At 69.9% G+C, this 11,731-nt stretch carries 11 protein-coding genes and 1 riboswitch; of the genes, 5 read left to right on the top strand and 6 right to left on the bottom strand.

Annotation, left to right across the window (positions count from 1 at the left end; all coding sequences use genetic code 11):
• Positions 1-23 precede the first annotated feature (23 nt).
• The 3 genes from DL990_RS24690 to DL990_RS24680 all read right to left on the bottom strand — a co-directional run bounded on the left by DL990_RS24690 (position 24) and on the right by DL990_RS24680 (position 2,262).
• A complete protein-coding gene (locus tag DL990_RS24690) occupies positions 24-224 on the bottom strand; it encodes a hypothetical protein (RefSeq protein ID WP_125800042.1) in 201 nt (66 codons plus the stop codon).
• Between the two features lie 519 nt (positions 225-743).
• Complete coding sequence (locus DL990_RS41300) at positions 744-1,226, bottom strand: hypothetical protein (protein ID WP_158632652.1); 483 nt, start codon at positions 1,224-1,226, stop codon at positions 744-746.
• 292 nt (positions 1,227-1,518) lie between these two features.
• On the bottom strand, positions 1,519-2,262 hold the full coding sequence (locus tag DL990_RS24680; RefSeq protein WP_125800041.1) for a trans-aconitate 2-methyltransferase: 744 nt from the start codon (positions 2,260-2,262) through the stop codon (positions 1,519-1,521).
• 57 nt (positions 2,263-2,319) lie between these two features.
• Positions 2,320-2,434, top strand: a riboswitch (cobalamin riboswitch).
• An 83-nt stretch (positions 2,435-2,517) separates the two neighbouring features.
• Between DL990_RS24680 and DL990_RS24675 the strand changes: the two genes are divergently transcribed.
• The 5 genes from DL990_RS24675 to DL990_RS24655 are packed head-to-tail and all read left to right on the top strand — an operon-like array spanning position 2,518 to position 7,443.
• Positions 2,518-4,026, top strand: a complete 1,509-nt coding sequence (locus tag DL990_RS24675) for an ABC transporter substrate-binding protein (protein ID WP_125800040.1) — start codon at positions 2,518-2,520, stop codon at positions 4,024-4,026.
• 1 nt (position 4,027) lies between these two features.
• Entirely contained in the window at positions 4,028-4,969 is a 942-nt protein-coding gene (locus DL990_RS24670) for an ABC transporter permease (RefSeq protein ID WP_125800039.1), read from the top strand.
• Positions 4,963-5,748, top strand: coding sequence for an ABC transporter permease (locus DL990_RS24665; RefSeq protein WP_125800038.1), 786 nt, complete (start codon positions 4,963-4,965; stop codon positions 5,746-5,748). The genes DL990_RS24670 and DL990_RS24665 overlap by 7 nt, the downstream gene beginning before the upstream one ends.
• Positions 5,745-7,163, top strand: a complete 1,419-nt coding sequence (locus tag DL990_RS24660) for an ABC transporter ATP-binding protein (protein WP_125800037.1) — start codon at positions 5,745-5,747, stop codon at positions 7,161-7,163. The genes DL990_RS24665 and DL990_RS24660 overlap by 4 nt, the downstream gene beginning before the upstream one ends.
• Positions 7,164-7,221: 58 nt before the next feature.
• Positions 7,222-7,443 (top strand): hypothetical protein, encoded by a 222-nt coding sequence (locus tag DL990_RS24655; protein WP_125789103.1) that lies wholly within the window; start codon positions 7,222-7,224, stop codon positions 7,441-7,443.
• Positions 7,444-7,651: 208 nt separating this feature from the next.
• Here the strand turns inward: DL990_RS24655 and DL990_RS24650 are convergent, their stop codons facing one another.
• The 3 genes from DL990_RS24650 to ligD all read right to left on the bottom strand — a co-directional run bounded on the left by DL990_RS24650 (position 7,652) and on the right by ligD (position 11,673).
• Positions 7,652-8,323 (bottom strand): fasciclin domain-containing protein, encoded by a 672-nt coding sequence (locus tag DL990_RS24650; protein ID WP_125800036.1) that lies wholly within the window; start codon positions 8,321-8,323, stop codon positions 7,652-7,654.
• Positions 8,324-8,494: 171 nt separating this feature from the next.
• A complete protein-coding gene (locus DL990_RS24645) occupies positions 8,495-9,496 on the bottom strand; it encodes a ferritin-like domain-containing protein (protein ID WP_125800035.1) in 1,002 nt (333 codons plus the stop codon).
• 140 nt (positions 9,497-9,636) lie between these two features.
• Positions 9,637-11,673, bottom strand: a complete 2,037-nt coding sequence (gene ligD, locus DL990_RS24640; RefSeq protein ID WP_125800034.1) for a DNA ligase D — start codon at positions 11,671-11,673, stop codon at positions 9,637-9,639.
• Between the last annotated feature and the right edge of the window lie 58 nt (positions 11,674-11,731).

The raw sequence follows: 11,731 nt of genomic DNA, 5'->3' as shown, positions 1-11,731 counted from the left end.
GCGTGCGGGGCTTCTGGTCCGTCTCAACCGATGTCGAAGCAAACGAGCGCGGAGTACGTCAGCCCGGCATCCTCGTGTCCTCGGGGGACGAAGACGTTGGTCAACGTCATCGACGAAACACGAACCGGTTTCTTCTTCTCTTCGCGCAGGTCTTTCGCGCACTTCTCGATCCTCAAAGCCAAATCGTTCAGATCGTCGTGGACGAAGCTCTCGATCTGTTGCACTACAAGATCCTCCTTGGGCCAGGTCGTAAGGGAGTCGTTCCCAGTGATGCCACTGCTACACCCCGAGACGTGAACATGGCCTCGCGCTCGACCGGATGAAGTTCCGGAAGCTTCTCCCGAGCCGGCACGGGCTCAGCTTGGAACGACCGCGCCGAACGAGTGGCAACCGATTACCACGTATTTCTCCGGGACGATGAACGGTCATGACACAGGAGATGAAGTCGAGGATGATCCGGCCGCCTTGATCGGCGATGGACCCGAGCAGTGGTTTGTTCGCGTCAGCGCGGCCCCTTCGGCGGCCTTGGAAGGCCGGCGCTACCGCGCCGATCGTCCTGTCGCGCGAGTTCGGCCGTCGCTTCGTCGATCTTCCGTTCGAGGCGCGAGTCGCTCTCCAGCAAGGCGAGCGCTGCGGCGGATATGACGTTTCCCCGGTCGTCAGAAGGCATGCGGGTGATCACCAGTCCAGGTCAGGGTCTTCGGCGACCGAATTCAGCGCGGTCACCGTCGCGTGGCCTTCACTCAGCAGACGGGCGTCGCTGCCCGGCGACAACTCGCCATCGACCGTGACAGCGGTGACGGTGAACGCGCCGTCCTCGCCGTTCTGGATGTGACTGCGCACCACACCGAATTCGGCCAGCCCTCCGCCGCGTCGCGCACCGCTTGCGAGGTGGTGTCGAGCGGTTCGATGAGCCTGGAAAGCTGCTCCCAGGCGAGCCTGCCCAGCACCCGGGCGACCACGGTCCTGACCGCGGCCGGTTCGCCGGGGAGTGAGCGCAACGCGTCCTTTCCTCCGCCGAGCGCGCTGCCCGGCATGAGTGCGTCGAGGCATCGCGAGAGCACCTCTCCGATGAGCCGGACCGCCACCGGACGAGAGGAGTCTCGCAGGTAAGGGGCGACGTCCGGCATGGTGGCCATCCGGCGCACCACGCCTGCCACCATGCGGCCCCGGACCAGACGCAACCCGAGAGCGGACGCCACGGGCTCCCGGAATCGCTTCGACACAGTCTTCCCTTCGGCAGGCAGTCCCCGCACAGCTTCTACGCCGTTGGCGGCACTGGCCAGCCCGAAGGCAATAGGTAAGGGCCCTCACTCATGAGGTCGAAGCCCGCATTCCTGAACAGGGCAACGAGACGACCACACCTCGACTGTCCACACGGGACACATCCGGACCACTATGCACCGCCGGACGAGGAACGCTCACCCGTCCGTGAAGGCCTCCTTGAGGGACCCAGAGTCCCTCAAGGAGGCCTTCACGGACCGACCACCAGGCAGCTCGGCGTGCCGTCCGGCGGGGTCAGCGCAGCGCCGCCAGGACGTAGTCGTCGCCGAACTGCCACACCGGGGCCGCTTCCGCGAAGCCCGCCTCCCTGAGCAGTCTCGTGTGCTCCTGCGGGCTGAGCCGGTTGCCGTAGCCGGTCGAGATACCCCGCAACTCGGCCGCGGTGAACCGCTCCCCCAGCGCGGGATCGGCGGCGACCGCGGCCCACCAGCTTTTCCAGTCTTCGTGGGACTCGACTCCGGCCCGCGCGGCACGACGGTTCTTGACGGTTTCGGTGAGGTCTCGGATGCCGGGTTGTGCGTCGTAGAAGTGGTCGCCGTTGACGAGCGCCCCGCCTTCCCTCAACGCGCCGGCGAGGTCACGGTAGGTCTCGGCGAGCCGCTCGGGACGCAGCCAGTGCAGGGCGGTCGTCGAGACCGCGGCGTCGATCGGCCGCCACTTCAGCCACCCGCGTTCGGCGAGGTCGGCCTGGAGGTACTCGATGGCCGCGTGCGCAGGCCGGGTGGCCTCGGCTAGGCCGAGCAGGAACGGATCGTTGTCGATGCCGACGACTCGCGCTCGCGGTAGCCGCCGGGCGAGCCTGGTGGCCAGCGAACCCGGACCACAGCCGAGGTCGAGCACCAGCGGCTCGGCGACGTCGCGGCAGACGTGCTCGACGACATCGATCAGGACGTCGAAGCGTTCTTCGCGGTCGGCGATGTAGCGTTCCTGCTGGACATCCCACCGTCGCACCCAGCTTGCCGCGAGTCCCTGGTCCACCGCGCTCCCCTCGTGATCTTCATCCTGTGTAGCACACCTCGATCATGGGTTACCGTGTGCGTCACAACGTAAGAAGGTGCCCGTCGGGGGAAGCCGGTGTGAATCCGGCGCTGACCCGCAACCGTGAACGGCCTGTGCCGTGAGCCGGACTGCCCGCCGAGTGCTGCCAGCCCCAACTGTCGTGGAGTACGGAGCGGGGTCCCGTTCACGTGCGGCCGCGCGCCCGGGACAGTGCTCGATGTCCCGGAGGTCCCTATGACGCGTCATCCGCTCACTCGTCGGCGCCTGCTCGCTTTGGCCGCGCTCACGCCCTTGGCCGCCTGCGGGACCGCACCCGCGGACGCGGGACGGCTGAAGGTCGCGTTCGCCGCGGGCGGGTCGAAGGAAACCCTGGATCCGGCACAGGTTTCGCTTTTCGTCGACCAGGCGCGGGCCAAAGCGCTCTTCGACACGCTGGTCGCCTACAACGCCGACACCTCGTTGCGGCCGCGGCTGGCCGAGTCCTGGGAAAGTGACGGTTCCGGTACGCGCTGGCGGATCAGGCTGCGGCAGGCGGCCTTCCACGACGGGCGTCCGGTCACCGCGGACGACGTGCTCTACACCTTCCGGCGGATCGCCGATCCCGCCCTGGCTTCCTCGTCCCGGCAATACTTCGCGAAGGTGGACTTCGCCCGCAGCAAGGCGTTGTCGCCCACCGAACTCGAACTGACGCTAACCGCTCCCGACTTCGAATTCCCGTCGGGGTGGGGCGCGCCGGGCGCGGAGATCGTGCCTGCCGGGACGACGGGCTTCACGGCGCCGATCGGGTCCGGCCCGTTCCGCTTCGTCTCGTTCACTCCCGGCGGCCCGGCGGTGTTCCGCAAGAACGAGTCCTATTGGGACGGCGCACCGAGTATCGACGAGCTGGAGTTCGTCCCGGTCAACGACGAAACCGCGCGCGTCAACGCCTTGCTGTCCGGGCAGGTCGACTACGCCCACGATCTCGCGGCCGGTACCGCAGCCCGGCTGACCGGCGACGGGCGTGTCTCGCTGCTCGAAGCCAAGGGAACGACGATGCAGGGCCTGATCCTGCGCCTGACGCAGCCGCCGTTCACCGACCCGAGGTTGCTGCGCGCCGTACTGTCCGGAGTGGACCGGGAGGCGTTGAACCGGGTCGCGCTGGCCGGTCGCGGCGAAATCGGCAACGACCTGTTCGGCAAAGGGCTCCGCGGGTACGCCGCCGGCATCCCGCAACGTCGGCGCGACGTGGAACTGGCCAGGGCGCTCGTGCGGGAGGCAGGAGCCGAGGGGCTCGCCTTCGCCGTCGAAACCAGCGACGTCGACCCGGGCTTCGCCGCCGCGGCCACGCTGATTTCCCAGCAGCTCAAGGAAATCGGGCTCACCGTCACGCCGAACACACGCGCGTCGAGCACCTACTTCGGCGAGATCAAGACCAAGGGGGTCGCCGCGCTCACCCGCACGGCCACCCTGCCGGTGGCGACGTTCCTCAACCAGCGCTTCCGCACCGGCGGCTCCAACAACGTCAACGGATTCGGCTCACCGGAATTCGACGCCCTCATGGACCGCGCCGCGGCCACCCCGGACGAAGCCGCCAGGCTCGCGCTGTTCGGCGACGCCCAGCGGATCGTGCACGACTCCGGCGGCCTGCTCGCCTGGGGGTTCAGCACCTGGACGATCGCCGTGTCGAAGCGGGTTTCCGGGTTGGTGACCGCACCGCCGAACACCTTCGAGTGGGCGAGGTTCGACCGCGCCCGGCTGTCCTGACGTGCCGGGTCACACCGTGCGGCGGCTGGGTTTCGCCGTGCTGCAGGCGATGGTCGTGCTGATCGCGACATTCGCCGTGACCGCGTTGCTCCCCGGCGACGCGGCCTCGGTCGTGCTCGGCGAACAGGCCACCGACGAGCAGGTGGCGACCGTACGCCAACGGCTCGCCCTCGACCAGCCGCTCCTCGACCGGTTCGGGAACTGGCTTTCGGGACTGGTCACCGGCGATCTCGGCCGGTCGCTCGTGACCGGCGCCCCGGTGACCGACGAGATCGTCCGCCGCTTCGCCGCCACCGCGGTGCTCGCCGGAGCGACCCTGCTCGTGCTCGTACCGCTCGCGCTCGTCATCGGGGTCACCTGCGGACTCCGCGAAGGGACGCGGATCGACCGGGTGCTCACCGCCGTCACGCTGTTCCTGCATTCGATACCGGAGTTCGTCCTCGGCCTGCTGCTGGTCGCGGGATTCGCCGTCTACACCGGGTTGCTCCCGGCCACCGCGGCCGGAACGGACCTCGCCGCGCGCCCCGAGGTGCTCGTGCTGCCGGTGATCGTGCTCGTCGGCAGGCAACTGTGCGATGTCGCCCGGCAGCTCCGGATCGGGATCGCCGAGCAGACCCGGGGGCAGGTGGCCGAGCATCTGCGGCTGCTCGGCCTGCCCGAACGCACCGTGGTGCTGCGGCACCTCCTGCCCGCCGCCGCGGCCCCCGCCGTGCAGCAACTCGCCCGCGCCGTCGAAGGGCTGCTGACCGGCACGGTGATCGTCGAGTCCCTGTTCGCGATCACCGGCCTCGGCACGGGTTTCGTCGAAGCCGTGCAGAACCGGGACATCCCGCAGGTGCAGGGATACGTGCTGGTGTTCGCCGGTGTGGTCGTGCTCGGGAACCTCGTCGCCGACCTCGTCGCGCACCGGCTGACCCCACGCCGGGAGCTGGTCACGTGGTGAGCAGAGCCCTCGGCTGGCCGCTGCTCGCGGTGCCGCTCCTGCTCGCGGTGGCCGGGCCGGTGATCGCGGGCCCCGTTGTGTCCGTCGGGGCACCGTGGCAGGCACCGGACACCGCCCATCCGCTCGGCACCGACGTCCTCGGCCGCGACACGCTCACCGTGATCCTCGCGGGTGGCCTTCCCGTGATCGGCATGACGGTCACCGCGCTCCTGCTCGCCTACCTCGTCGGGGTACCGCTCGGTCTCGCCGCGGCCGGGCGCGGACGGCTGGCCGACGAGACCGTGATGCGATCACTCGACCTCGTGCTGGCCTTCCCCTCGTTGCTGGTCCTCATGGTGCTCGCCGCGACCGGACACCGCGGGCCCGGCGTGCTCGTCCCGGCCGTCGCCGTCCTTCAGCTACCGGCGATCACCCGCGTGGTGCGGGCCGCGGCACTGGCGCCGGGCTGCCGAACCGCCGTGGAAGCCCTGACCCTGCAAGGACGATCGTGGTGGCGCATCCAGCTCGGATACGTCGCCCGGCACGTCACCGGTCCGGTCGCGACCGACGCCGGCACACGGCTCGGCGTCGTGCTCTATCTGCTGGCATCGGCGAACTTCCTCGGGCTCGGCCTGCCGGCCGACTCCCCGGACTGGGCCGTGGTCATCGAACGCAACAGCGAAGCCCTCTACACCGCCCCCGCGGTGGTCCTGGTGCCCGCCGCGCTGCTGATGGCTCTGTGCGTCGGCACCAACCTCGTCACCGACCGGCTGCTCGCCACCCGGCGGATGATCCCGTGACCGTACTGGAGATCGCCGGACTGTCCGCCCGCGCCGGGGAAACCGTTCTGCTGGAGGACGTCTCACTGGCCCTCGAACCCGGCCGCGTCCTCGTCGTGCTCGGCGCGTCCGGCGCGGGAAAGACCACACTGGGCCTCGCCGCGACCGGACGAGCCCGCCCGGGGATCGAGCTGTCCGGCTCGGTCCGCCTCGCGGGATTCCCGCTGCTGGACCGGCCCGCGTCCGAACTGCGGCGGGCGCGGGCAGGGGTGATCGGTCACCTGCCGCAGCAGCCGTCTGCGGTGCTGGACCCGGTCCGCCGCTGCGGTCCGGTGCTGGCCGAACTCGCCGCGCTTCACCACGATGGCCGCGCCGCGCGGCTGGCGGCGGCCCGCTCCGCCTTGGCGGAAGCGGGACTCGAACCGGATCTGTGGCGCCGGTTCCCGCACCAGCTGTCCGGCGGGCAGCAGCAGCGCATGGCCCTCGCCACCACCCTCGTGACCAGGCCCCGTGTGCTCGTCCTCGACGAACCGACCAGCGGTCTCGACGCGGCGAACAGGACCGCCCTCACCACCCGCCTCGCGGCGCTTTCCCGTGCCGGGACGGCGATGCTGATCCTGACCCATGACCTCACACTGGCGCGTGCCCTCGCCGACGACGACGACGAACTCCGCGACCACCGGTTGGTGCCGTCCCCCGCCGTTCCCGAACACGGACGTTTCGAGGGATCTTCGGCCGCGTCGCCGACGTCCCCGGTGCTCGTCGTCCGCGGGCTCACGGTGCGGGCCGGGCGGACGACGCTCGTCGAGGACGTCGACCTGGAGCTGGCGGCGGGCAGCCGCACCACACTCACCGGTGCCTCGGGCGCGGGCAAAACGACGCTCGGCCGCGCACTGGCGGGTTTGACCCCACCGGCCGCGGGCACGATCGAAGTCGACGGCGTCCGTCTTCCTCGCCTGGCCCGTCGTCGCGATCGCGCGCAACTCCGCGCGGTCCACTACGTCCACCAGGACAGCCGCGCCTCTTTCGACGAATTCCGAGGCGTACTCGACCAAGTGGCCGACACCGGCCGCCTCCTCCGCGGCCTCAGCCGCGCGGACGCCCGGCTCGAAGCGGAGGAGCTCCTGCGTTCCCTCGGCGTCGAGCCGCTCGGCCCACCCGGCCCCCGCCCCGGCCTGCTTTCCGGCGGACAGCTCCAGCGCTGTGCCGTGGCCCGCGCGCTCATGGCCCACCCGAGAGTCCTCGTCTGCGACGAGGTGACCTCGGCTCTCGACGCGGCCAACCGCACCCGGCTGCTCGACGTCCTCGCCGCCGCGGCGACCCGGCACGGCACCGCGCTGCTCATGATCAGCCACGACGAAACCTTGGCTCCGTTCGTGGATCGCACGCTCGTCATCACCGATGGACGCTTTTCCACGAGCGTGGTCACCCACTAAAGGGCGCGCGCTCCCGCCTTGGCGGAAGAGCGGAATTCGACGGTCACCGGCAGCCGGTGTGTCACGGGTCCCCGCGAGCGTCGCGTGCGCGGCGTGGACACCGGGATGGTTCGTCACCTCGGTGACGAACGGCTCGATCGCGGTACCCGCGGCCAGTTCGGTGCGGCCGGCGGCGGGTTCGGTCTCGAAGCGCCAGGTATGGGTCTTGGGCTTCCGGGTCAGCTGCGCGATGAGCGACCGCGACGAACGGAGGCCGGCCGCCGCCGTGGCCATGGAGTGAAGGCCACGACGACGACCGGCGGGACGCCGCCGCATCGGCGCCCCCGGCGGCGGAGGCCCGAAATCCGCCGCACGACCGGGTCATGCCCCTCACCGGCCACTGTGGACACAAGGAATGGCCGCCGCGGCTCGGGGGTCGAAGAAGCCGCGGCGGCCACCATGACCGGGCCACCCGTAACGGGAGTATTCGATGTGGCCCGGACGAAGGATCAGTTCTTGTTGGTGCCGGGGGTCAGCACCTTGTCGATGACGAAGACGGTCGCGTTCTTGGTGGGGATGTTGCCGCACAGGATCTTGGCGCCGTTGACGGTCATGTTCTCGCCGGTGCCTTCGATCTTGACCGGGCCACCGGAGGTGTTGAGGCTGTCGACCGAACCGGTGGTGGCGAGGCCCTTGGCGTCGTAACGCTTCCCGACGACGTGGTACTGCAGGATCGGGGCGAGCTGGTCCGGCTTGCCCGCCAGTTCGGCGAACTTGGCGTCACCGAGTGCGGCGAAGGCCGGGTCCGCCGGGGCGAAGACGGTGATGGCCTGCTGGCTGTTGAGGGTGTCGACCAGGTTGGTGGCCTTGACCGCGGCGACCAGCTTGGTCAGCAGCGGGTTGGTCGACGCGGCGCTGGCGACGGGCTGCGGGCCCATCGAGTCCAGCGAACCCGGCGCGCTGCCCTGCGGCAACTGCGAACACGCCGGGCCGAACACATCGGCGTTCGTGGTCACGCCGTCGGGCGAACCGGCCGTACCGGAGCTGGACATCGGGGCCGCGCTGGAGGGGGCGGGCGCCGGGGAACCGCCCGACGAGGCGTTGTCATTGCCGTTGCAGGCGGACAACGCCAGCGCGGCGATCGCGGTGAAACCGATTCCTGCGACACGAAGCTTGCTCACGAAAACAACTCCATTTGTTCTGCGGATGAATGAGCCCCTCGGCGCGGGCCCGCTTCTTGTGGGGTATTCGGTGCGAACCGCCCGGCCGACAGGTGGCCCGGATGACACGTTCGAGTGACGGCAGTGGGCCGGGCAAGACCAGTCGTCCCGCCCGGCCCCCGCACGGCCCGCTCAGCCGTTGGCGTCGCTGGTGTTGACGTCGCCGTTGACACCCTTGGGGAAGAATCCGCCCGAGGTGGCGGCCTTGGGGGTGAGGTAGACGATGTTGAGAACCTGGCCTGGCGTACGGCTGAAGGCGATACCGTTGGCATCGGTGGGCACGATGTTCGCCCGGCCCTCGCGGTCGACAACGCCCTGGTCGAGATCGCTGGTGCCGTCGAGACTGTCGCGGGCGTTGGAAAGCTTCACGCTGGCTTCGCGCAGATCCCGGCCGAGCAGCCCGAGGCCGAGAATGCCGCCGCTGTGCTGGTAAAGGGCGGTACGGATGTTGGCGGCATGGTAGGCCTCGACGGCCAGGATCCCGGCAGCGGCCTCAAGGTAGGTCTTGTTGCTGATCAGTGGCGCGGCTCCTTTGTAGGCGGTGACGCCGACGTCTTCGAAGAGGTAGGCGGCGAGCAGGAAGTTCTCCTCGCAGGCGAACGCGTCGAAGCTCTGTCCTTTACGGACCAGGCCGGCGGCCTGAGCCGCCGCGGTGAAACTTGCCTGCAGGTCGATCGCCGGGCGGCTGACCGCCGCGGATCCGAGCGCGGTACGCAGAAACGCCACATGCGCCTTCTCGTCTCCGGCGATCTCCTGCGCGTACTGGCGCGCGGCCTTGGTCTTGAACCGCACCGCCCGCCCGCCGGTCACCCCGCCGCGGGTGCCGGTACCGGTGGTGAGCGAATCCGCCAATCCGTTGCCGGTGACGGCGTGCAGGTAGAACTCGGCCTCCAGATACTCGAGGTTCAACGCGAAATTGAGCACCGCGCCATCACTGATCTGGGCGGCTGCGGTCTCCTTGACAGCGGGCCGGGCGGTCATCGCCGCCGCGGCGGGACCGGCGACACCACCGAGCGCCCCCGCGCCGACGACACCCAGACCGGTCACTCCGGCCGCGCGCAGAAAACGGCGGCGGTCCTGTTCGTTCTCCGCACTACGGTTGATCATCGAGGCGGCATAGCGTTTGCCGAACACAGGCGATCTCCTTCCCGCCCGTCGACGACGACGGACAGGTGCTGACCTTCGAGGACAGCCTGCTTTCGTTCCCGCGGCCGCGGCGGCTTGGTCGGCTCACCCGGATCCGCCGCTACTTCGTGATCGGCCAGGGCCCCGTGTCAGGGAAGATCGGCTCGGGCCGGGTCGAGGCCGGCGAACAGGTCTCCCTGCTCGCCGACGCGGTCGAGGACGTCGTCCGCGGTGAACACCAGCTGCGCCGGACGCCGGCAGGAGCGGACCTCGTCCCAGCTGACCGGGGTGGAGACGGTGGGCTGGTCGCGACCGCGGAGTGAGTACGGGGCGACCGTGGTCTTCGCCGGATTGTTCTGTGACCAGTCGATGAACACCCGCCCGGTCCGCTGGGCCTTGGCCATCACGGCGGTCACGTCGTCCGGGGTCTCGCGTGCGAGGCGTTGCGCGAGTTTCTTCGCGTAGGCCGAGGGCGCGGCGGGATCGCCGGTGGAAACGGCGCAGTAGAGCTGCATACCCTTCGACCCGGACGTCTTCGCGAACGGCGTCAGCCCGTCGGCGGTCAGAGCGTCGTGAAGCCGTTCCGCGACACGGCAACAATGCACGATCGAGGTGCCCGGCCCGGGGTCGAGGTCGAACACCAGCCGGTCCGGCGGACGACGGGCTCCGTCGGCGTCGACAGTCCATTGTGGAATGTGAAGTTCGAGGGCGGCCAGGTTGGCCGCCCACACCAAGGCGCCGAGTTCGTCGAGCAGCGCGTACGTGACCGCTTCACCGGCGCCGCGGGAGCCGGAGCGGGCCAGCCTCACCGTGGGAAGCCAGGCCGGTGCGCCGTGCGGGACGTTCTTCTCGAAGAACTGCTCACCTTCGACGCCGTCGGGAAAGCGGATGAACGTGATCGGCCGCCCGGACAGGTGCGGCAGCAGGACGGGGGCGATGCGGGAGTAGTAGTTGATGACCTCGCCTTTGGTGAACCCGTCCGGGTAGAGCACCTTGTCCAGGTTCGACAAAGTGAGGCGGCGTTCTCCCGCCTGCACGGTGATCTTCGGGCCGAGCCGCACGGGTGCCTCGGGTGGTTCCCCGGTGCCGGGCGCTTCGGTGGCGATCCGGGCCGGCTCGGCGCCACGGGGCCCGGGCTGCTGAGGCTTGAGAACCTCGCGAGGTTCCTTGTCCTGCCGGAGACCTCGCCAGGCCGTGTGGCGGAGGCGGCCGGCGCCGCGGGTGAAGTGCCGGTATTCGACCTCGCCCACCAGCACCGGGTCCACCCAGCGCGCCCGCACGGTGTCCTCGCGCGGCGGGGTGACGGCGAACGGATGGCTCCGCCGTGCCAGTGCGTCCAACCGGGTTTGCAACCGGGAGCGTTCGGCCTCGCTGAACCCCGTCCCGACGTCACCGATGTAGACGAGGTCGCCGGTGCCTGGATCGTGGGCACCGAGCAGAAGTCCGCCCATGCGCCCGGTGATACGGCCCTGACCGGGCCGGTAACCACAGATGACGACCTCGGTGGTCCGGGTGAGCGGGTGTTTGAGCCAGGCGTCGCTGCGGCGGCCGGGGTTGTAGACCGAGGTGCGGTGTTTGGCGACCAGTCCTTCGTGGCCGCTGGAGACGACGTGCTCGAGCAGATGCGCCGGGGTGCGGCGGTCCGCGGCGAGTTCGGTGAAGGTGAAGCCGCGCACCGTGGAGATCCGGTAGGGATCGGGCATCGGCAGCCCGGTCAGCAGCAGGCGGCGCTCGTCATAGGGCTCGTTCAGCAACTTCTCCGTACCCAGCTGCAGCAGGTCGAAGGCGAGATACCGCACCGGGACATCGTCGAAAGGCTCGCCGCGGCGGCTCGTTCCGTGGGTCTGGAAGCGGCCACGGCGCTCCTGCAACGCCCCGAAGTCGATCTCCCCGGCCTCGTTGTAGACGACGATCTCGCCGTCCAGCACCGCGGCCCTGCCCTCCAGGGCTTCGGCGAGGACGCCGCCGAGACCGGCGAACTCGGCGGTGAAGTCGATACCGTTGCGGCTGGTCAGCACCGTCGTACCGGCGGGCGATATCCGCATGCACGCCCGATAGCCGTCGAGTTTGTACTCGTAGGCCCACTCGGGGCCTTCCCGCAGCCGGCCGCCGTCCGGTTTGGCCAGCATCGGCTCCACCCAGGCGGGGACCTCGGTGCCACCACGGCCGCCCGCCGTCCGCGCCATCACCAGCTCCCGTCGTCGGGCCTGCCGGACCCCGCTCGTCCGGCGGCCTGAAAAGACG

The sequence above is a fragment of the Amycolatopsis sp. WAC 01416 genome, assembly GCF_003947485.1.
GTDB lineage: Bacteria > Actinomycetota > Actinomycetes > Mycobacteriales > Pseudonocardiaceae > Amycolatopsis.
Note: the sequence above shows the minus strand (reverse complement) of the source record. Positions and strands in the feature narration are given on the sequence as shown.